Source organism: Micromonospora fluostatini (assembly GCF_050410825.1).
In the GTDB taxonomy this organism is placed as follows: Bacteria; Actinomycetota; Actinomycetes; order Mycobacteriales; family Micromonosporaceae; genus Micromonospora; species Micromonospora rosaria.
The window spans coordinates 5397620-5418256 of sequence record NZ_CP191251.1 but is presented as its reverse complement, the minus strand read 5'-3'; the positions used below and the strand labels follow the sequence as shown (position 1 = coordinate 5418256).

The following is a 20637-nucleotide window of genomic DNA, read 5'->3' as shown; positions in this document are numbered from 1 at the left end:
GCTCGCGCTTCGGGGCTGGGTGATGCGTCGTACGCCCTGTCGAACTGCCCGCACAGACGGGGCACGCGGGCGGGTGCCACCGCCGGGGCGGTCCTACGGATGGGGCAGCTCGACAGGACGCGAACAGGTGTCCGGCGAGCCGCCGCGACCGTTCCACGGGCCCGGCCACCCGCACCGCCCGACCTGGGTCACAGCTGGCAGCGCCCGCTACGGCGGTGGCGGGCCGTCGGCGTACGCTCGGAGGCGTGACGAGGAGCCGGGAGATCGACGACATCCTGCAGCGCGGCGCGGACGGTGGGCGGATCACGCCCGAGGAGGCGCTGCTGCTCTACACCGAGGCGCCCTTCCACGCCCTGGGGGAGGCGGCGGACGCGGTCCGGCGGCGGCGGTACCCGGACAACGTTGTCACGTACCTGATCGATCGCAACATCAACTACACCAACGTCTGCGTGACGGCGTGCAAGTTCTGTGCCTTCTACCGGGCGCCGAAGCACAAGGACGGGTGGACCCACTCCACCGAGGAGATCCTGCGCCGCTGCGGCGAGGCGGTCGAGCTGGGCGCCACGCAGGTGATGCTCCAGGGCGGGCACCACCCGGACTACGGCGTGGAGTACTACGAGGCGCTCTTCTCCTCGGTCAAGCAGGCGTACCCGCAGCTCGCCATCCACTCGATCGGGCCGAGCGAGATCCTGCACATGGCCAAGGTCTCCGGCGTGAGCCTGGACGAGGCGATCGCCCGGATCAGGACGGCCGGGCTGGACTCGATCGCCGGGGCCGGCGCGGAGATGCTCCCCGAGCGGCCCCGCAGGGCGATCGCGCCGCTCAAGGAGTCCGGTGAGCGCTGGCTGGAGGTCATGGAGTTGGCGCACCGGCAGGGCCTGGAGTCGACCGCGACGATGATGATGGGCACCGGCGAGACCAACGCCGAGCGGATCGAGCACCTGCGGATGATCCGCGACGTGCAGGACCGGACGGGCGGGTTCCGGGCGTTCATCCCGTGGACGTACCAGCCGGAGAACAACCACCTGAAGGGCCGTACCCAGGCGACGACCCTGGAGTACCTGCGGCTGGTCGCGGTGGCCCGGCTCTTCTTCGAGACCGTGCCGCACCTGCAGGCGTCCTGGCTCACCACCGGCAAGGACGTCGGGCAGCTCAGCCTGCACATGGGGGTCGACGACCTCGGGTCGATCATGCTGGAGGAGAACGTCATCTCCTCGGCCGGTGCCCGGCACCGGTCGAACCTGCACGAGCTGATCTCCATGATCCGCACCGCCGACCGGATCCCGGCCCAGCGTGACACCCTCTACCGTCGGCTGGCCGTGCACCACACCCCCGCCGACGACCCGGTCGACGAGCGGGTGGTGTCGCACTTCTCCTCGATCGCCCTGCCCGGCGGTGGGGCCGGCCGGTCGCTCCCGCTGACCCCGGTGAACTGACCACCCGGATGATCATGCGTACCGGTAGGGTTGGCCGGTCGAAGATAGCTTTCCTGCTGACCGTTCGGGGGACCAGTCACCCCGGCGGTCGGCAGCATCTCCGTCAATACCGGACAATCCTTAAGTGATCCTTAAGCGGGCAGGTGGTGAACCCTGGCCGAGCGGGGTGGCGAAGGTGATCGCCGGCCGCTAGCGTGCCGCGCATACCTTATCTTCCCACCCCCCGGGGGAAATCCTTCATGATCTTCCGTAACCGCCCGTTGGCGCGGCTCGGCGCTGCCGTCCTGCTCGCCTCCGGCACGTTCACCGCGCTCGGCGCGCCGGCCTACGCCTCCGGCAGCGAGACGGACCTCTCCATCGAGCTGGTCGGTACCCGGGTCGCCGCGAACACCCAGGGCAAGGTCGCGTTCGCCAAGATCACCAACCTGGGCACGAACACCCCCGGTTCGGCCTCGGTGACCACCGACGTGTCGAAGGTGGACTTCAACCGGGTCCTCGCGCTTCCGTTCCTGGAGGAGTGCGAGCTGGAGGGTGACCTCGACAAGCCGACCCTGTGGACCTGTGACGTCCCGCGCGACGAGCTGCCCGGCCCCGGGGAGACCCTGGAGGTCCCGCTCGCGCTGTTCAAGTTCGAGGAGCTGGAGGGGACCTACTCGGCGCCCATCTCGGTGACCGTCTCCTCGCCGGACGACACCAACAAGGAGAACAACCGCGCCTCCGCCACCGTCGAGCTGACCGACCAGAACGGGCCGGACCTGACCGTGCTCGCCGCTGACGTCAAGCAGGCGGTCACGGTCGAGGGCGGCGAGATCCGGGTGGTCGGCGACCTGCACGCCGGGGAGACCGGCCGGCTGGAGTACGTCACCGTCAACCAGGGTGACCGCACCGCCGGTGGGATCACCGTCTCGGTCAAGCTGCCCAAGGGCGTGACCTTCACCGAGACCGAGGAGGCCTGCGAGTACGGTGCGGACCGGGCCTCGGCCGTCTGCACCTACGACAACCTCCCCCTGGTCCCGCTGGAGCAGGACGAGGACGAGGACGACAAGGTCTACTCCGGGTACGAGTTCTTCCACCTGCTCAGCGTCGGCGAGGACGTGAAGGCCGGCAGCCTGACCGGTGGCACGGTGACCGTCGAGCCGATCGCCGGCAAGCCGATGCCCCTGCGCACCGCGGCGAAGGCGGTGCCGAAGAACGCCGTCGGCATCAACGCCGAGGACGTCGACCCGAGCGACAACACCGATGGTTACGCTGTCATCGTCGCTGCCCGTGGTGGCAGTGGCGGTGGCGGTGAGGAGCCGGGTCTGCCGGTGACCGGCCCGCAGGCCGGCCTGATCGGCGGCATCGGCGGGGCGGTCCTGCTCGCCGGTGGGGCGATGTTCCTGGTCGCCCGGCGTCGTCGGGTGGTCATGGTGGCCCCCGCCGACGAGAAGTCCAGCAACTGAGGTTCGTCCTCCATCGGCCCGCGCGGGCCGTTCACATAACGCACCGCAGTCGGGGCGGGATGGGTGACCATCCCGCCCCGACTGTCTGCGCGCCGCCGAGGTGTTTGGAAGGGGCCCTTCCTATACAGAAAGCGTTAACAGGGGGCCCTTCCTTACCGCCCCCCGTGGGCGGGGTGGGGGCGGGGCTGGCAGAGTGGAGGGGTGAGCCGTACCCCGCAGGGCCAGCGCGCCAGCCTGGACAAGCAGCCGCACGAGGTCGCCGCGATGTTCGACGGGGTGGCGGCACGTTACGACCTGACCAACACGGTGCTCTCCTTCGGTCAGGACCGCTTCTGGCGGCGGGCCACCCGGGCCGCCCTGGGGTTGCTCCCCGGCGAGCGGGTGCTCGACGTGGGTGCCGGCACCGGGGTCTCCACGCAGGAGCTGGCCCAGTCCGGGGCGCACGCCGTCGGGCTCGACCTCTCCCTCGGCATGCTGGCCGCCGGCCGGCAGGCCCGCCCGGAGGTGCCGCTGCTGGCCGGGGACGCCCTGCGGCTGCCCTTCGCCGACGCCAGCTTCGACGCGGTGACCATCTCCTTCGCGTTGCGCAACGTCACGGACACCGACGCCGCGCTGCGGGAACTGGCCCGGGTGACCCGGCCCGGTGGCCGCCTGGTGGTCTGCGAGTTCAGCACCCCGGTCAACCCGGCGTTCCGCACGGTGTACCTGTCGTACCTGATGCGGTCGCTGCCGGCGGTGGCCCGCGCGGTCGCCAGCAACCCGGAGGCGTACGTCTACCTGGCCGAGTCGATCCGGGCCTGGCCAGACCAGGCCGGTCTGGCCGACCGGATCGGTGGGGCCGGGTGGCGGCGGGTGGCGTGGCGGAACCTGAGCGGCGGGATCGTCGCCCTGCACCGCGCGACCCGGCCCTGAGCGCCCTGGCCGGCCCGACGCTTCCGGTCGTCGGCGGGTAGCTCGTCGTCGCCCTCTTGTCGCGGTCACCGCGCGCAGGGCACCACGGTGGCCGAGCCGGTCGAGCCGGGGCGCGCGCCGACGGTGTGCTGCTGATTATCGACATATGGGGAAATTGTCCATTTTGTTCGATAAAGTGGGTGACATGACCGGAGTAGACCCGTCGGCCGGTGAGCCGGCCACCGAGGACGACGCCGCCGAGCTGGTGGCTCAGCTCAGGGAGTTGGCCGGGGCCGACCCGGTGGAGGTCCGTCAGGTCGTCTCCGAGGTGCTGGCCGCCCTCGACCGGGCTGCCGGGGGCGGGCTCCGCGAGCATCTGCCGGAGGCGATCCGGCGGGACGTGGACGCCGACATCGTCACCGGCGGTCACCACTGACCCCTCGTCGGCGACCCGGACCGTATCGGCGGAGGTCGCTGTCTCGCGCTGCTGCCACCCGAAACCGCGCGGAAATCGGGGAGAAATCGGGGTGCCGGGCCTTGTCACCCGCCGTCACCTCGGTTACTTAGGTATGCCTAACCCGTCCCGCGTGTCGTGGCGGTCATAGACTTTCCCCCGTCTGGGCTTGTGAAGCATTTCACGAGCGTGCGGGAGGAGGTGCGAGATGACCGCGGTGGAGAACGACGCCGACGTGATCGTCGTGGGCGCCGGCCCCGGTGGCTCGGCGACCGCGTACCACCTGGCCCGCCACGGCGTCCGGGTGCTGCTGCTGGAGAAGACCGAGTTCCCCCGGGAGAAGGTCTGCGGGGACGGGCTGACGCCCCGGGCCGTGCGGCAGTTGATCCGGATGGGCGTGGACACCTCGCCCGAGGCGGGCTGGTTGCAGAACCGGGGCCTGCGGGTCATCGGCGGCGGCGTACGCCTCGAACTCGACTGGCCGGACCTGGCCAGCTACCCCAACTACGGCCTGGTGCGGACCCGGCTCGACTTCGACGACCTGCTCGCCCAGCGGGCGGTCGCGGCCGGCGCCAAGCTGCGCACCGGCGTCAACGTGGTCGGTCCGGTGCTCGGCGCGAACGACCGGGTGATCGGCGTGACGGCCGAGGTGGGCCCGGACAAGGAGCCCGCCACCTTCCACGCGCCCCTGGTGGTGGCCGCCGACGGCGTCTCCGGCCGGTTCCCGCTCGCCCTCGGCCTGGCCAAGCGGGAGGACCGCCCGATCGGCGTGGCCGTGCGCCGCTACTACCGCTCGCCGGCCCGGCACGACGACGACTACCTGGAGTCCTGGCTCGAGCTGCGGGCCAAGGGCAACGAGGCGCTGCTGCCCGGGTACGGCTGGATCTTCGGCCTCGGGGACGGCCGGGTCAACGTCGGCCTCGGCATCCTCAACTCCTCCAAGGCCTTCGGCAAGACGAACTACCGCCGGCTGCTCACCGAGTGGCTGGCGAACACCCCGGCGGACTGGGGGCTGGCCGACGAGGCGAACGCCGAGGGGCCGATCCTCGGTGCGGCCCTGCCGATGGGCTTCAACCGGGTCCCGCACTACACCCGTGGGGTGCTGCTGGTCGGCGACTCCGGCGGGATGGTCAACCCCTTCAACGGCGAAGGCATCGCGTACGCGATGGAGTCCGGCGAACTGGCCGCGGAGGTCGCGGTGCAGGCGCTGGCCCGGTCGGCCGCTGCCGAGCGGGAGCGGGCGCTGCTGGCGTACCCGCAGGTGCTCAAGGACCGGTTCGGCGGCTACTACCGGCTCGGTGGCATCTTCGTGAAGCTGATCGGCCGGCCGGAGATCATGCGGTTGGCGACCAAGCACGGGATGCCGCACCCGCTGCTGATGCGCTTCGTGCTGAAGCTGCTGGCCAACCTGACCGACCCGCGCGGCGGGGACGCGATGGACCGGGTCATCAACGCGATGACCCGCGCGGCACCCGCCGTGTGACCGCCTGACCTGCGGGTCAGTCCCGCAACGGGCCGCAGGGCCGACCCCCGGCGACGGACGCCGCGCGGGACGTGAATAGTGTGATTTCGCCAACCACCGAGGGCAGGGAAGGACGAGCAGGAGAAAATCATGTCGCTCTCGCCTTACGCACCCATCATCGGGCTGTTCGCCCTCGCCGCGGCGTTCGCGCTGTTCTCCGTGGCCGGCGCCCGTCTCGCCGGCCCCCGGCGTCTCAACAAGGCCAAACTCGAGGCGTACGAGTGCGGCATCGAGCCCAGCCCCCAGCCGGTCGGGGGCAGCCGCTTCCCGATCAAGTTCTACCTGACCGCGATGCTCTTCATCGTCTTCGACGTCGAAATGATCTTCCTGTACCCCTGGGCGGTCTCCTTCGACATGCTGCCGATGTTCGGCTTCATGGTCATGTCCGTCTTCATCGGAGCGATCTTCGTCGCGTACGCCTACGAGTGGCGGCGCGGCGGCCTGGACTGGGACTGAGGGAGGAACGGCAATGGGTATCGAGGAGAAACTTCCCGCCGGTGTCCTGCTCACCTCGGTGGAGAAGCTGGTCAACTGGTCGCGCAAGTCGTCGGTCTGGGGCGCCACGTTCGGCCTGGCCTGCTGCGCCATCGAGATGATGGCCGCCGGTGCGCCGCACTACGACCTCGGCCGCTGGGGCATGGAGGTCTTCCGCGCCTCGCCCCGCCAGGCCGACCTGATGATCGTCGCCGGCCGGGTAAGCCAGAAGATGGCCCCGGTGCTGCGCCAGATCTACGACCAGATGGCCGAGCCCCGGTGGGTGCTCTCGATGGGCGTCTGCGCCAGCAGCGGCGGCATGTTCAACAACTACGCCATCGTGCAGGGCGTCGACCACGTCGTCCCGGTCGACATGTACCTGCCGGGCTGCCCGCCCCGGCCGGAGATGCTCATCGACGCCATCCTCAAGCTGCGCGAGAAGATCGGCCAGGAGCCGCTGGGCCCGAACGGCCGCAAGATGCTGGAGGCCCGCCGGGCGCGCGGTGACGTCCCGGTCGTGCCGTACGGCTCGATGCCCTCGTCGTACCGCAGCGACAAGGCCCGCCGTGCCGAGTGGACCAAGGCGGTCCAGGAGGGCCGCGAGGAGCAGTTGCGGATCGAGAACTGGATGAAGGCGCAGAACCACCTCCGGTACGGGAACGGGAAGTGAGCTTGATGCCCGAGGACAAGAAGCCCGGTGCGGCCAACGTGCCCGTGCCGGTCACCCCGGCCGGGGCGAGCGGCACCGCGCCGGCCGAGTACCCGCCGGCCAGCCCGGCCGGTCAGGGCATGTTCGGCATCCAGGGCACCGGGGACACCTCCGGCTTCGGCGGCCTGGTCCGCCCGCGCAACCCGATCGAGGAGTCGCCCCGGCCGTACGGCGGCTACTTCGACGAGGTCCGCGACGCGCTGGAGGAGGCGTACCCGGAGTTCAACGACGCGATCGAGAAGGTCGTGGTCGACCGGGGCGAGCTGACCCTGCACGTGCGCGCCGAGCGGATCGCCGAGGTCTGCCAGGTGATGCGGGACGACCTGGCGCTGCGCTTCGAGCTGTGCTCGTCGGTCTCCGGGGTCGACTACCTCGGTGCCGACGCCCGCCGGCTGCACGTGGTCTACCACCTCACCTCGATGACCTACCGCCGGATGGTGCGGCTGGAGGTCGCGGTGAGCGCCGAGGACCCGCACGTGCCCAGCGTGACCGGCGTCTACCCGACGGCCGACTGGCAGGAGCGCGAGACGTACGACATGTTCGGCGTCCTCTTCGACGGTCACCCCGCCCTGACCCGCATCCTCATGCCGGACGACTGGGAGGGCCACCCGCAGCGCAAGGACTACCCGCTGGGCGGCGTGCCCGTGGAGTACAAGGGCGCCGAGATCCCCCCGCCGGACCAGAGGAGGTCCTACCAGTGAGTTACGCCACCGAGCGCGAGACCACCGAGGGGCGGGTCTTCACCGTCACCGGCGGGGACTGGGACGAGCTGGTCTCGGCCGTCGACCCGATCACCGAGGGCCGGATCGTCGTCAACATGGGGCCGCAGCACCCGTCGACGCACGGCGTGCTCCGGATCATCCTGGAGCTGGAGGGTGAGACGGTCCGCGAGGCCCGTACCGTCGTCGGCTACCTGCACACCGGCATCGAGAAGAACCTGGAGTACCGCAACTGGGTCCAGGGCTCGACCTTCGTGACCCGGATGGACTACCTCGCGCCGATCTTCAACGAGACGGCGTACAGCCTGGCGGTGGAGAAGCTGCTCGGCATTGAGGAGCAGATCACCGAGCGGGCCACCACGATCCGGGTCCTGATGATGGAGCTCAACCGGATCTCCTCGCACCTGATCTGGCTGGCCACCACCGGCATGGAGCTCGGCGCGCTGTCGATGATGCTGTACGGCTTCCGCGAGCGGGAGTACATCCTCGACATCTTCGAGATGGTCACCGGCCTGCGGATGAACCACGCGTACGTCCGGCCGGGCGGCGTGGCGCAGGACGTGCCGGACGAGGCGGTCGTCAAGATCCGCGAGTTCCTCGCCATGATGCCCAAGCGGCTCAAGGAGTACGAGGACCTGCTCTCCGGGCAGCCGATCTGGCTGGAGCGGACGAAGAACGTCGCGGTGCTGGACGTCACCGGTTGCCTGGCGCTGGGCGTCACCGGTCCGGTGCTGCGCTCCGCCGGCCTCGCCTGGGACCTGCGCAAGACCATGCCGTACTGCGGCTACGAGACGTACGAGTTCGACGTGCCGACCCACTCCGACGGCGACGTCTGGGGCCGGTACCTGGTCCGGCTGGCCGAGATCCGGGAGTCGTTGAAGCTCATCGAACAGGCCGTGGACCGGCTCAAGCCGGGCCCGGTGATGGTCGCCGACAAGAAGATCGCCTGGCCGGCGCAGCTCGCCATCGGTGTCGACGGCATGGGCAACTCGCTGGAGCACGTCGCCAAGATCATGGGCCAGTCGATGGAGTCGCTGATCCACCACTTCAAGCTGGTCACCGAGGGCTTCCGGGTCCCGCCGGGCCAGGTGTACGTCGGGATCGAGGCACCCCGGGGCGAGCTGGGCGTGCACGCGGTCTCCGACGGCGGCACCCGCCCGTACCGGGTGCACTACCGGGAGCCGAGCTTCGTCAATCTCCAGGCCCTGCCGGCGATGGCCGAGGGCGGTCTGATCGCCGACGTGATCGCCGGCGGCGCCTCGCTGGACCCCGTGATGGGTGGTTGTGACCGGTGAGCGCGAGGAGTGAGCTTGCGAGCCCCATCCGCTCGCGCGAGGAGCGAGCGGAGCGAGCCCCGCAGTCGCGGGCTGAGGATGGCGCAGTCGCGAACGGAAGGCGACACCGATGACGACGACGTTCACTGACGAGACGCGGGCTCGGGCGCGGGAGATCATCGCGCGCTATCCGGCCGACCGTTCCCGGTCCGCGCTGCTGCCGCTGCTGCACCTGGTGCAGTCGGAGGAGGGGTACGTCTCCCCGGCCGGCGTGGAGTTCTGCGCCGAGGTGCTCGGCCTGAACAAGGCCCAGGTCGGTGCGGTCGCCACCTTCTACACCATGTACAAGCGCCGGCCGACCGGTGACTACCTGGTCAGCGTCTGCACCAACACCATGTGCAACGTGCTCGGCGGGCAGGAGGTCTACGACACCCTCACCGAGCACCTCGGCGTCGGGCACGACGAGACCACCGCCGACGGGAAGATCACCCTGGAGCACGCCGAGTGTCTCGCGGCCTGCGACTACGGCCCGGTGATGACCGTCAACTACGACTTCTTCGACGGTGTGGACCCGCAGACCGCGCTGGGCGTGGTCGACGAGCTGCGCGCCGGTGGCCGGCCCCAGCCGAGCCGGGGCGCCCGGCTCTGCACGCTGAAGGAGATGGCGGTCCAGCTCGCCGGTTTCGCCGACGAGCGCGACGGCGCGGTCGCCGACGGCGTACCGGGGGAGCCGACCCTGCGTGGGCTGCGGCTGGCGCAGCAGCACGGCATCTCGGTGCCGGGCTTCGACCCGAACACGCCGATCCCGAGCAAGGCGGAGGCCGACCGGGCGGCGGCGAAGGCCAAGGCCGCCGAGCCGGCCAAGGCGTCCGCGCAGCCCGCCCCGGCCACGGGTGCGGGGCAGCCGGCCCGCTCCGCCGAGGCGACCGGCAGCACCGCCCCCGACGTCAAGGCCCCGGACGACAAGTCACCGGAGGTCCGCGCCGCCGAGACCCGGCAGCCGGACGCCCGGACCGCGGTGCCGGACGCGCCCGGCACGAAGGTGCCGGTGGACGGGGCACCCCCGGCGCCCCGGGACGCACGGGAGGCGGAGGCCGCCGGTGCGGCGTCGAACGCCCCCGCCGGGGACGGCAAGCCGGCCGGTGACTCCACCGAGGCCCAGGACCGCAACCTCAGGGAGGCGGAGTCGGCCACCGGCGCCGCCGCCAGCAGCGACAGGGGGTCCCAGAAGTGACTTCTCCGCGACCGGAGACGCTGGCCAAGCTCACTCCGGTGCTGACCAAGCGCTGGCTCTCGCCGGACGCCTGGCGGATCGGCACCTACGAGCGGCTGGACGGCTACGCGGCGCTGCGCAAGGCGCTCAAGGCCCACCCGGACGACCTGATCCAGCTCGTCAAGGACTCCGGCCTGCGGGGCCGGGGCGGCGCCGGCTTCCCGACCGGTCTCAAGTGGGGCTTCATCCCGCAGGGCGACGGCAAGCCGCACTACCTCGTGGTCAACGCCGACGAGGGGGAGCCGGGCACCTGCAAGGACCTGCCGCTGATGACCCACGACCCGCACTCGCTGGTCGAGGGGGTCATCATCGCCTCGTACGCGATCCGGGCCAACCGGGCGTACATCTACATCCGGGGCGAGGCGGTGCACGCCGCCCGGCGGCTGCGCAACGCCGTCCAGGAGGCGTACGCCAAGGGGTACCTCGGCAAGAACATCCTCCGCTCCGGGTTCGACCTGGACCTGGTGGTGCACTCCGGCGCCGGGGCGTACATCTGCGGTGAGGAGACCGCGCTGCTGGACTCGCTGGAGGGCTTCCGGGGTCAGCCCCGGCTCCGCCCGCCGTTCCCGGCGACCCACGGCCTGTACGCCAGCCCGACGGTGGTGAACAACGTCGGCACCATCGCCAGCGTGCCGTACATCGTGGCGGGCGGCGCGGCCTGGTGGAAGTCGATGGGCACGGAGAAGTCCGCCGGCCCGATGATCTACTCGCTCTCCGGCCGGATCGCCAACCCCGGCCAGTTCGAGTGCGGGCTCGGCATCACGCTGCGCGAGCTGATCGAGCTGGCCGGCGGGATGCAGCCGGGGCACAACCTGAAGTTCTGGACCCCGGGTGGCTCGTCCACGCCGCTGCTCACCGCCGAGCACCTGGACGTGCCGATGGACTTCGAGGGGGTGGCGGCGGCCGGCTCGATCCTGGGCACCACGGCCACCCAGATCTTCTCCGACCAGGACTGCCCGGTCTACGCGACGTACCGGTGGCTGGAGTTCTACCACCACGAGTCGTGCGGCAAGTGCACCCCGTGCCGCGAGGGCAACTACTGGATGGTCCGGGTGTACCGGCGGATCCTCGCCGGCCAGGGCACCCACGAGGACCTGGACACCCTGCTGGACACCTGCGACAACGTCCTCGGCCGGTCGTTCTGCGGTCTGGGCGACGGTGCGACCAGCTCGGTCACGTCCTCGTTGAAGTACTTCAAGCAGGACTACCTCGACTACATCGAGGGCCGGACCGCGCCGAGGCTGTCCGACAAGCAGTTGGTGGGAGCCCACTAATGACGGACGTAGCGAAGCAGGTCGAGACCGTCACGCTCACGATCGACGGGGTCGAGGTCACCGCGCCGAAGGGGGCGCTGCTGATCCGGGTCGCCGAGCAGATGGGGATCGCGATCCCCCGGTTCTGCGACCACCCGCTGCTGGCCCCGGCCGGCGCCTGCCGGCAGTGCCTGGTCGACGTGGAGGGCCAGCGCAAGCCGGTGGCCTCCTGCACCCAGACGGTCGCCGAGGGCATGGTGGTGAAGACCCAGCTCACCTCCCCGGTCGCCAAGAAGGCGCAGGAGGGGGTGATGGAGCTGCTCCTGCTCAACCACCCGCTGGACTGCCCGATGTGCGACAAGGGCGGCGAGTGCCCCCTGCAGAACCAGGCGATGTCCACCGGGCGGACCGACTCCCGGTTCCACGAGCACAAGCGGGAGTACCCGAAGCCGCTGCCGATCAGCACCCAGGTGCTGCTCGACCGCGAGCGGTGCGTGCTCTGCCAGCGCTGCACCCGGTTCTCCGAGGAGATCGCCGGCGACAAGTTCATCGACCTGATGGGCCGGTCGTCCGCCGAGGAGATCAACATCTACCGGGACGAGGCGTACGGCGAGGAGGGCACCGAGGGGGACGTCCCGTTCAACTCGTACTTCTCCGGCAACACCGTGCAGATCTGCCCGGTGGGCGCCCTCACCGGCGCGCAGTACCGCTTCCGGGCCCGGCCGTTCGACCTGGTCTCCAGCCCGAGCGTCTGCGAGCACTGCTCGGCCGGCTGCGCCCAGCGCACCGACTGGCGGCGGGGCAAGGTGCTGCGCCGGCTGGCCGGCGACGACGCGCAGGTCAACGAGGAGTGGAACTGCGACAAGGGCCGCTGGGGCTTCCAGTACGCCCGCGCCAACGACCGGCTCACCACCCCGCTGGTCCGCGACCGGCAGACCGGTGAGCTGCGCGAGGCGTCCTGGAGCGAGGCCTTCTCGGTGGCCGCCGAGGGGCTGCGGGCCGCCCGGGACGGCGCCCGGGGCACGGCGGTGCTGACCGGTGGCCGGCTCACCGTCGAGGACGCCTACGCGTACGCCAAGTTCGCCCGGGTCGCCCTGAACACCAACGACATCGACTTCCGGGCCCGGCCGGTCTCCCGCGAGGAGGCCGACTTCCTGGCCAGCAACGTCGCCGGGATCACCGACGTCACCTACGCCGACGTCGAGAACGCCCCGGCGGTGGTCCTGGTCGGCCTGGAGCCGGAGGAGGAGTGCCCGATCCTCTTCCTGCGGCTGCGCAAGGCGTACCTGAAGAAGAAGATCAAGCTCTACGCGATCGCGCCGTTCGCCACCCGGGGCCTGGAGAAGCTCGGTGCCAAGCTGGCCCGGGTGGTGCCGGGCGAGGAGGCCAGCGTGCTCGCCGAGCACGCCACGGTCGCCGAGGCCCTCGGCACCCCGGGCGCGATCCTGATCGTCGGCGAGCGGCTGGGCCAGGTGCCCGGCGGCCTGTCGGCGGCGGCGGACGTCGCCCGGCGGACCGGGGCGAAGCTGGCCTGGGTGCCGCGCCGCGCCGGGGACCGGGGCGCGGTCGACACCGGCTGCCTGCCCAACCTGCTCCCCGGTGGCCGGCTGGTCACCGAGCCCGGCGCCCGCGCCGAACTGGGCGAGGCCTGGGACATCCCGGCCGGCGTGATCCCCAGCCAGGCCGGGCGGGACACCGACGGCATCCTCACCGCGGCGGCCAACGGTCAGCTCGGCGCGCTGGTGGTGGCCGGGGTCGACCCGGCCGACCTGGCCGACCCGCGCCTGGCCGAGCAGGCCCTCGACGCGGTGCCCTTCCTGGTCAGCCTGGAGCTGCGGCTCAGCGCGGTGGCCCGGCGGGCGGACGTGGTCTTCCCGGTCGCCCCGGTGGTGGAGAAGGCCGGCAGCTTCCTGGACTGGGAGGGCCGGCTGCGCCCCTTCGACGCGGTGCTGAGCACCACGGCGATGACCGACGGTCGGGTGCTGGACGCGCTCGCCGCCCAGCTCGACGTCCGGCTCGGCACCGCCGACGTGCCCAGCGTCCGCCGGGAGCTCGGCGGGCTGCCGCAGACCCGGATCGCCCGGCCCGGCTCGCCGCTGGTGGAGCCCGCCACGGTGCCGGAGCCCGGTGCTGGCGAGGCCGTGCTGGCCACCTGGCACCAGCTCCTCGACCTGGGCAGCCTCACCGACGGTGACGAGCACCTGGGTGGCACCGCCCGCCCGCCGGTGGTCCGGCTGGGCAAGGGCACCGCCGAGTCGCTCGGGGTCGCCGACGGCGACGCGGTCACGGTGGGCACCGAGCGCGGGGCGGTCACCCTGCCGGCGGCGATCACCGAGATGCCGGACGGGGTCGTCTGGCTGCCGACCAACTCACCCGGTTCGACGGTGCGGCGCAGCCTCGGCGCGACGTCCGGCACCGTGGTGCGGATCTCCGTACCGGCCGCCGAAGGGGGCGTGCAGTGAGTCCGATCGTCCTGGCGCAGGATCCGTCGCTGGCCGACTTCGGCCAGGACCCCTGGTGGCTGGTGCTCATCAAGATCCTCTTCGCCTTCGTCTTCGCGGTGCTCGCCACCCTGCTCGGCGTCTGGTTCGAGCGCCGGGTCGTGGCCCGCATGGCGGTACGGCCCGGCCCCAACCAGGTCGGCCCGTTCGGTCTGCTGCAGACCCTCGCCGACGGCCTGAAGATGGCCTTCAAGGAGGACATCCTCCCGAAGTCGGCGGACAAGGTCGTCTACTTCTTCGCGCCGGTCATCTCGGTGGTCTGCGCGGTCACCGCGCTCTCGGTCATCCCGTTCGGGCCGATGGTGAGCATCTTCGGCCACCAGACGCCGTTGCAGGTGACCGACGTCCCGGTGGCGGTGCTGGTGGTGCTGGCCTTCTCCTCGCTGGCCGTGTACGGCATCGTGCTCGGCGGCTGGGCCTCCGGCTCCACGTACCCGGTGCTGGGCGGCCTGCGCTCCAGCGCCCAGCTCATCTCGTACGAGGTGGCGCTGGGCCTGTCGATCGTGGCCGTGTTCATGCTCTCCGGCACGATGTCGACGAGCGAGATCGTCTCCGCGCAGGGCAGCGGCCCGGAGGTGGAACTCTTCGGTCTCGCGGTGCCGATGCCCGGCTGGTACGCGATCCTGCTCTTCCCGAGCTTCGTGATCTTCTTCATCTCGATCGTCGGGGAGACCAACCGCGCGCCGTTCGACCTGCCCGAGGCGGAGTCGGAGCTGGTCGCGGGCTTCATGACCGAGTACAGCTCGCTGAAGTTCGCGCTCTTCATGCTCAGCGAGTACGTCGCGATGGTCACCATGTCGGCCTTCACCGTGACGCTCTTCCTCGGCGGCTGGCACGCCCCGTGGCCGATCACCATCTGGGAGGGCGCCAACTCCGGCTGGTGGCCGATGCTCTGGTTCCTCGGCAAGGTGATCGCGCTGGTCTTCGTCTTCGTCTGGCTGCGCGGCACGCTCCCCCGGATGCGCTACGACCAGTTCATGCGCCTCGGCTGGAAGGTCCTGATCCCGGTCAACCTGGTCTACATCGTGGGCCTGGCCGGCTTCCTCAAGACCCAGGGCTGGGAGCGCACCGACCGGCTGATCGCGTACGGCCTCGTGGCCGGGGTGCTGATGCTGGCGGCGCTGTTCTGGCCGAGCCGCCGGCCGCAGCCGAAGCCGACGGTCCAGGAGCAGGTCGACAGCCGGCCGCACGGCAGCTTCCCGCTGCCCCCGATGGACCTGCAGGTACCACCGAGCCCGCGCACCAAGCGCGTGGTCGCCGAGCGGGAGCCGGCCAACGTCGCCGCCGGCCAGGACTCCAGGGAGGTGTGACGTGGGCGCGATCACCGGAACGTTCAAGGGCTTCGGGGTCACCTTCTCGCACATGTTCAGGAAGGTCGTCACCACCGACTACCCCTTCAAGCCGCCGACCCCGGCGCCGCGCTACCACGGGCGGCACATCCTCAACCGGCACCCGGACGGGCTGGAGAAGTGCATCGGCTGCGAGTTGTGCGCCTGGGCCTGCCCGGCCGACGCGATCTTCGTGGAGGGTGGCGACAACACCGACGAGCAGCGCTTCTCGCCGGGTGAGCGGTACGCCAGCGTCTACCAGATCAACTACGCCCGGTGCATCTTCTGCGGACTCTGCATCGAGGCCTGCCCGACCCGGTCGCTCACCATGAGCAACGAGTACGAGCTGGCCCGGGACAACCGGCAGGACCTGATCTTCACCAAGGAGCAGCTGCTCGCGCCGCTGCTGCCCGGGATGGAGCAGCCGCCGCACCCGATGCACCTGGGTGACAGCGAGAAGGACTACTACGTCGGGGCGCTGACCAACCCGGGTACCTCCGCCGGTGCGGAGACCTCCCCGATGGGGCCGGGCCGGTACCGCGTCGAGGAGCACCCCGGGGTCACCTTCCCCGGTGCTGAGCAGGCTGCCGACCGCGCCGCGTCCGGCAAGGGAGAGAAGGCATGACCACGCAGACGGCGCTCGCCGCCTCGGCCGCGGTCTCCGGCGGCGAGGCGGTGACCTTCTGGATCCTCGCCCCGCTGGCGCTGCTCGGCGCGTTCGGGATGGTGCTGGCCCGCAACGCCGTGCACTCGGCGCTCTGGCTGGTGCTGACGATGCTGAGCCTGGGCGTGTTCTACGTGCTCCAGGCGGGGCCGTTCATCGGGATGACGCAGATCATCGTCTACACCGGCGCGATCATGATGCTCTTCCTGTTCGTGCTGATGCTGGTCGGCCGGGACGCCTCCGACTCGCTGATCGAGGTGCTGCGCGGCCAGCGGGTCGCCGCGATCGGGCTGGGCATCGGGTTCGCCCTGCTGCTCGGCAGCGGGGTCTACCGGGCCACCGAGGGCGGTGTGCCGGTCGGGCTGGAAGAGGCCAACGAGATCGGCAACGTGCACGCCATCGGCAGCCTGCTCTACACCGACTACGTCTTCGCCTTCGAGCTGACCGCCGCGCTGCTGATCACCGCGACCATCGGCGGGATGCTCCTGGCCCACCTGGAGCGGCGCAAGGAGGACAAGCGCGACCAGGTGGCCACCATGAAGGCGCGCTTCGCACCGGGCAACTACCCCGGCCCGAAGCCCGGCCCCGGTGTCTTCGCCACCTCCTCCTCGGTGGCCACCCCGGCCCGGCTGCCGGACGGCAAGCTGAGCGACCAGAGCACGCCCGACATCCTGCCGCTGCGTGAGCTGACCGCCGAGGAGACCACGTTGAAGGGGACCGAACGGTGAGCGCGAGGAGTGCAGCGGAGCGCAGCCCCGCAGTCGCGAACGGAAGGGCGGCCGGCTGATGGAAGGCTTCTTCTCGGTCGAGCCGAACTACTACCTGGTCCTCGCCTCGATCCTCTTCACCATCGGCGCGGTCGGGGTGCTGGTCCGACGCAACGCGATCGTGCTGTTCATGTGCGTCGAGCTGATGCTGAACGCGGCCAACCTCGCGCTGGTCACCTTCAGCCGGATCAACGGTGACCTGAACGGCCAGATCATGGCGTTCTTCGTGATGGTGGTGGCGGCGGCCGAGGTCGTGGTCGGTCTCGCGATCATCATGTCGATCTTCCGGACCCGTCGCTCGGCCAGCGTCGACGACGCCAACCTGCTGAAGTACTGAGGGGCCCACCGGTGGAGCACATTCTGACGTACGCCCAGGCCGCCGAGCCGGCCGGAACCGTCGCCTACGCCCCGGCGGACGGGCTGCTGGGCAACGTGTGGTTGCTGGTGGCGATCCCGCTGCTCAGCGCGGCGATCCTGCTGCTGCTCGGGAAGCGCGCCGACCGGTGGGGGCACTGGCTCGGGGTGGCCGCCGTCGGCGCCGCCTTCGTGCTCGGCCTCAGCTTCTTCTTCCAGCTCCGTGGGCTGGAGAACAGGTCCGTCGAGCTGAGCCTCTGGGACTTCATCGCGGTCGGTGACTTCCGGGTCGACTTCGGTCTGCTCTACGACCCGCTCGCCGCGGTGTTCGTCCTGCTGATCACCGGGGTCGGCTTCCTGATCCACCTGTACGCGGTCGAGTACATGGCGCACGACGAGGGCCGGCGACGGTTCTTCGCGTACTTCAACCTCTTCGTCGCCGCCATGCTGCTGCTGGTGCTCGGCAACAACTACGTGATGCTCTACTTCGGCTGGGAGGGCGTCGGTCTGGCGTCGTACCTGCTGATCTCCTTCTGGACCGAGCGGCCCGCCGCCGCCACGGCCGGCAAGAAGGCGTTCCTGATGAACCGGGTCGGCGACGCCGGCCTGGCCATCGCGATCTTCATCATGTTCGCCACCCTGGGCACCACCCAGTACGACGAGGTGTTCAACTCGGTGGGCGGCCTGACCGCGACCACCGTGCTGGTGATGGGGCTGCTCCTGCTGCTCGGCGCGGCCGGCAAGTCCGGTCAGTTCCCGCTCCAGGCCTGGCTGCCCGACGCGATGGAGGGCCCGACCCCGGTGTCGGCCCTGATCCACGCGGCCACCATGGTCACCGCCGGCGTCTACCTGATCGCCCGCTCCAACCCGGTCTTCTCGGCGAACTCGACGCTCCAGCTCGTGGTGGTCAGCGTCGGTGCGCTGACCCTGCTGATCGGCTGCATCATCGGCGCGGCGAAGGACGACATCAAGCGGGTGCTGGCCTGGTCCACGGTCAGCCAGATCGGCTACATGTTCCTCGGTGTCGGCCTCGGCGGCGCGGCGTACGCGCTGGCCATCGTGCACCTGCTGGCGCACGGCTTCTTCAAGGCCAACATGTTCCTCGGTGCCGGCTCGGTGATGCACGGCATGAAGGACCAGGTGGACATCCGCCGCTTCGGCGGGCTCTCCAAGTACATGAAGATCACCTGGTTGACCTTCATGGCGGGCTGGCTGGCCATCATCGGCATGTTCCCGTTCTCCGGCTTCTTCTCGAAGGAGCCGATCATCGCGGCGGCCTTCGCCCGGGGTGACTGGACGTCCTGGCTCTTCGGCGGGGCGGCGGTGCTCGGCGCCGGGCTGACCGCCTTCTACATGACCCGGCTGTACTGGCTCACCTTCCACGGGCCGAAGCGGTGGACCGAGGACATCGACCACCCGCACGAGTCCCCGCTGCTGATGACGGTGCCGCTGATCCTGCTCGGGATCGGGTCGCTCGGGGCCGGTTTCCTGCTCGCCACCTCGGTGCCGGACTGGCTGACCGCCACCGCCGGGCTGGGCGGCGCGGAGGAGCACCACGACGCCGTCCTGTCGCACACCGCGGTCACCGTGATCTCGCTGCTGGTCACCGCACTGGGTGTCCTGCTGGCCTGGTACCTGTTCCGCAACGGCACCGCGACCAGCCCGCAGCCCGCCGGGGTCGTGGTCACCGCGGCCCGGAAGAACCTGTACACCGACGCCTTCAACGTGGCGGTCTTCGAGAAGCCCGGCATCTTCCTCACCCGGGCCCTGGTGTACCTGGACAACCGGGGCATCGACGGTCTGGTCAACGGGCTCGCCGCCGGGATCGGGGGCGGCTCGGGTCGGCTCCGGCGACTCCAGACCGGCTTCGTCCGGTCGTACGCGACGTCCATCCTCACCGGCGCGTTGCTGGTGGTGGCGGCGTTCCTGGCCGTACAGGCGGGGTGGCTGGCGTGATCGACCTCTTCCCGGCGGCCCCCGCCGGCGGACCACGCTGTGACGACGGAGGTAAGGCCGCATAATGTCCAACTTCCCGTTCCTCTCGGTGCTGACCGTGGCACCGCTGGTCGGTGCCCTGGTCGTGGTTCTCCTGCCACGCAGCCGCCCGGTCCTGGCCAAGCAGGTCGCGCTGGGCTGGTCGCTGCTCGTGCTGGCGCTCTCGGTGGCCATGTGGGTCACCTTCCAGGTCGACGGTGACCGGTTCCAGTTCCGCGAGTCGTACCCGTGGATCCCGAACTGGGGGGTGAACTTCACCTTCGCCGCCGACGGCATCGCGCTGGTCATGCTGATGCTGATCGCGATCCTGGTGCCGCTGGTGATCCTGGCCTCCTGGCACGACGCGGAGACCTCGAAGCGCTCCGTGCCGGTCTACTTCGCGCTGCTGCTCGTCCTCGAAACCACGATGATCGGCGTCTTCGCCGCCGCCGACATCTTCCTGTTCTACGTGTTCTTCGAGGTCATGCTGGTGCCGATGTACTTCCTGATCGGCAGCTACGGCGGCCACCAGCGGCAGTACGCGGCGGTGAAGTTCTTCCTGTACTCGCTGGTCGGCGGTCTGTTCATGCTCGCCGCCGTGATCGGCCTCTGGGTGGTCGGCGGCAAGACCTTCGACTGGGTGGCGCTGAGCCAGGTGGACATCACCACCGGCACCGAGCGCTGGCTCTTCCTGGGCTTCTTCGTCGCCTTCGCGATCAAGGCGCCGTTCTTCCCGTTCCACACCTGGCTGCCGGACGCCGGTGGGGCCGCCCCGGCCGGGGCCGCCGCGCTGCTGGTCGGCGTGCTGGACAAGGTCGGCACGTTCGGCATCCTGCGGTACTGCCTGCCGCTGTTCCCCGAGGCGGCGAAGTGGTTCGCCCCGTACGCGCTGGCGCTGGGCGTGATCGGCATCATCTACGCCGCGCTGCTGGCGGTCGGGCAGAACGATCTCAAGCGGTTGGTGTCGTACACCTCGATCGCCCACTTCGGCTTCATCGGGGTCGGCATCTTCGCCTTCACCACCCAGGCCGGCACCGGCGCGGTGCTCTACATGCTCAACCACGGCCTCGCCACCGGTCTGCTCTTCCTGGTGGTGGGGATGCTGGTGGCCCGGCGCGGCTCGGCGCTGATCAGCGACTTCGGCGGGGCCGGCAAGCTGGTCCCGGTGCTGGCCGGGGTGCTCTTCTTCGCCGGTCTGGCCTCGCTGGCGCTGCCCGGCACCGCGCCGTTCGTCTCCGAGTTCCTGGTGCTGATCGGCACCTTCACGGTGAACAAGCCGGTCGCGGTGATCGCCACGCTGGGCATCATCCTGGCGGCGGCGTACGTGCTGTGGATGGTGCAGCGCACCACGCAGGGCACGCTCAACCCGGCGCTGACCGAGATCGAGGGGATGCGCAAGGACCTGAACCTGCGGGAGAAGGTCGTCGTCGCTCCGCTGATCGTCCTGATCATCGTGCTCGGCTTCTACCCGAAGCCGGTCACCGACGTGATCAACCCCGCCGTCCAGGCGACCATGACCGACATCGGCAGGACCGACCCCGCTCCGACGGTCGGCGGCGTCCAGGAGGCCTCCCGGTGAGCGTGCGGACCGAGCTGGCGAGC

The 20637-nt window shown here is 70.5% G+C and carries 17 protein-coding genes and 1 pseudogene; all 18 read left to right on the top strand.

Annotation, left to right across the window (positions count from 1 at the left end; translation table 11 throughout):
• Positions 1–245: 245 nt before the first annotated feature.
• Positions 246–1436 (top strand): cyclic dehypoxanthinyl futalosine synthase, encoded by a 1191-nt coding sequence (gene mqnC / locus ACQUFX_RS23925; protein WP_428962530.1) that lies wholly within the window; start codon positions 246–248, stop codon positions 1434–1436.
• Positions 1437–1675: 239 nt separating this feature from the next.
• The gene (locus ACQUFX_RS23920) at positions 1676–2878 is read left to right on the top strand and encodes an LPXTG cell wall anchor domain-containing protein (RefSeq protein ID WP_428962529.1); all 1203 of its coding nucleotides are present in this window, start codon (positions 1676–1678) and stop codon (positions 2876–2878) included.
• Positions 2879–3079: 201 nt separating this feature from the next.
• Positions 3080–3790, top strand: a complete 711-nt coding sequence (locus ACQUFX_RS23915) for a demethylmenaquinone methyltransferase (RefSeq protein ID WP_428962528.1) — start codon at positions 3080–3082, stop codon at positions 3788–3790.
• A 184-nt stretch (positions 3791–3974) separates the two neighbouring features.
• Positions 3975–4205: a DUF2267 domain-containing protein gene (locus ACQUFX_RS23910; RefSeq protein WP_067361707.1), complete on the top strand. Its 231-nt coding sequence runs from the start codon at positions 3975–3977 to the stop codon at positions 4203–4205.
• 226 nt (positions 4206–4431) lie between these two features.
• Positions 4432–5706 carry a geranylgeranyl reductase family protein gene (locus tag ACQUFX_RS23905; RefSeq protein WP_428962527.1) on the top strand — a complete coding sequence of 425 codons (1275 nt, stop codon included), beginning with the start codon at positions 4432–4434 and terminating at the stop codon, positions 5704–5706.
• A gap of 129 nt (positions 5707–5835) precedes the next feature.
• Positions 5836–6201 carry an NADH-quinone oxidoreductase subunit A gene (locus ACQUFX_RS23900; RefSeq protein WP_428962526.1) on the top strand — a complete coding sequence of 122 codons (366 nt, stop codon included), beginning with the start codon at positions 5836–5838 and terminating at the stop codon, positions 6199–6201.
• 13 nt (positions 6202–6214) lie between these two features.
• Positions 6215–6889, top strand: coding sequence for a NuoB/complex I 20 kDa subunit family protein (locus ACQUFX_RS23895; RefSeq protein ID WP_428962525.1), 675 nt, complete (start codon positions 6215–6217; stop codon positions 6887–6889).
• A 5-nt stretch (positions 6890–6894) separates the two neighbouring features.
• Positions 6895–7629 (top strand): NADH-quinone oxidoreductase subunit C, encoded by a 735-nt coding sequence (locus tag ACQUFX_RS23890; RefSeq protein WP_428967056.1) that lies wholly within the window; start codon positions 6895–6897, stop codon positions 7627–7629.
• Complete coding sequence (locus ACQUFX_RS23885) at positions 7626–8942, top strand: NADH-quinone oxidoreductase subunit D (RefSeq protein WP_428962524.1); 1317 nt, start codon at positions 7626–7628, stop codon at positions 8940–8942. The genes ACQUFX_RS23890 and ACQUFX_RS23885 overlap by 4 nt, the downstream gene beginning before the upstream one ends.
• 109 nt (positions 8943–9051) lie before the next feature.
• Positions 9052–10155 carry an NADH-quinone oxidoreductase subunit NuoE gene (nuoE, locus tag ACQUFX_RS23880; RefSeq protein WP_428962523.1) on the top strand — a complete coding sequence of 368 codons (1104 nt, stop codon included), beginning with the start codon at positions 9052–9054 and terminating at the stop codon, positions 10153–10155.
• Positions 10152–11468 (top strand): NADH-quinone oxidoreductase subunit NuoF, encoded by a 1317-nt coding sequence (gene nuoF / locus ACQUFX_RS23875; RefSeq protein WP_428962522.1) that lies wholly within the window; start codon positions 10152–10154, stop codon positions 11466–11468. Before nuoE ends, nuoF begins: the two co-directional genes overlap by 4 nt.
• A pseudogene (locus tag ACQUFX_RS23870) lies at positions 11468–13967 on the top strand (NADH-quinone oxidoreductase subunit G); the annotation flags it as partial. The gene nuoF and the pseudogene ACQUFX_RS23870, both read left to right, overlap by 1 nt.
• Positions 13906–15258, top strand: a complete 1353-nt coding sequence (gene nuoH / locus ACQUFX_RS23865) for an NADH-quinone oxidoreductase subunit NuoH (protein WP_428962521.1) — start codon at positions 13906–13908, stop codon at positions 15256–15258. The pseudogene ACQUFX_RS23870 and the gene nuoH, both read left to right, overlap by 62 nt.
• Position 15259: 1 nt before the next feature.
• The gene (gene nuoI / locus ACQUFX_RS23860) at positions 15260–15901 is read left to right on the top strand and encodes an NADH-quinone oxidoreductase subunit NuoI (protein ID WP_428962520.1); all 642 of its coding nucleotides are present in this window, start codon (positions 15260–15262) and stop codon (positions 15899–15901) included.
• Positions 15898–16668 carry an NADH-quinone oxidoreductase subunit J gene (locus tag ACQUFX_RS23855; protein WP_428962519.1) on the top strand — a complete coding sequence of 257 codons (771 nt, stop codon included), beginning with the start codon at positions 15898–15900 and terminating at the stop codon, positions 16666–16668. Before nuoI ends, ACQUFX_RS23855 begins: the two co-directional genes overlap by 4 nt.
• A gap of 58 nt (positions 16669–16726) precedes the next feature.
• Positions 16727–17044 (top strand): NADH-quinone oxidoreductase subunit NuoK, encoded by a 318-nt coding sequence (gene nuoK / locus ACQUFX_RS23850; RefSeq protein WP_350894341.1) that lies wholly within the window; start codon positions 16727–16729, stop codon positions 17042–17044.
• A gap of 20 nt (positions 17045–17064) precedes the next feature.
• Entirely contained in the window at positions 17065–19017 is a 1953-nt protein-coding gene (gene nuoL, locus ACQUFX_RS23845; RefSeq protein ID WP_428967055.1) for an NADH-quinone oxidoreductase subunit L, read from the top strand.
• A gap of 64 nt (positions 19018–19081) precedes the next feature.
• Positions 19082–20614 carry an NADH-quinone oxidoreductase subunit M gene (locus tag ACQUFX_RS23840; RefSeq protein ID WP_428962518.1) on the top strand — a complete coding sequence of 511 codons (1533 nt, stop codon included), beginning with the start codon at positions 19082–19084 and terminating at the stop codon, positions 20612–20614.
• The last annotated feature ends 23 nt before the right edge of the window (positions 20615–20637 follow it).